The organism is Streptomyces lancefieldiae (genome assembly GCF_031845825.1).
GTDB lineage: Bacteria > Actinomycetota > Actinomycetes > Streptomycetales > Streptomycetaceae > Streptomyces > Streptomyces lancefieldiae.
In genome coordinates this window covers 1-414 of sequence record NZ_JAVRFH010000378.1, presented here as the reverse complement: position 1 = coordinate 414, position 414 = coordinate 1, and the positions used below count along the sequence as shown (strand labels likewise).

At 66.4% G+C, this 414-nt stretch carries 1 protein-coding gene; it reads right to left on the bottom strand.

Going from position 1 to position 414, the window contains the following annotated elements; genetic code table 11:
• Nucleotides 1-48: 48 nt before the first annotated feature.
• Nucleotides 49-282 (bottom strand): chaplin ChpH, encoded by a 234-nt coding sequence (chpH, locus tag RM812_RS42595; RefSeq protein WP_015607544.1) that lies wholly within the window; start codon nt 280-282, stop codon nt 49-51.
• Nucleotides 283-414: the final 132 nt, after the last annotated feature.

Below are 414 nucleotides of genomic sequence, written 5' to 3'. Positions count from 1 at the left end.
CACTCCGGGACCGACCGAGCTCAAGCCCTTACGGGCTGACGTTCAACGTCACGCGTTGACGCAGGTGTTGCCGAAGGCGGGGTTCAGCAGCCCGATCACGGAGACCGTGTTGCCGCACAGGTTGATCGGCACGTGGACCGGGACCTGGACGACGTTGCCGGACAGCACGCCGGGGCTGCCGATGGCGGCACCCTGGGCGCCCGCGTCGGCGGAAGCCATGCCCGCACCCGCGAGAACGAGGCCACCGGTGGCAGCCGCAACTGCGACGACCTTCTTGATCATGATTCCTCCTAGTTGGAAAGTGCGGTCCCAGCCGCGGACCGCAAAACTTGTAACGAGGAGGGTGGGGCGGGGCTACGCGTGAACGGCGCGTTTCACCCTTTCGGTCATGTGCGCACAGGCGGGCGAATACAC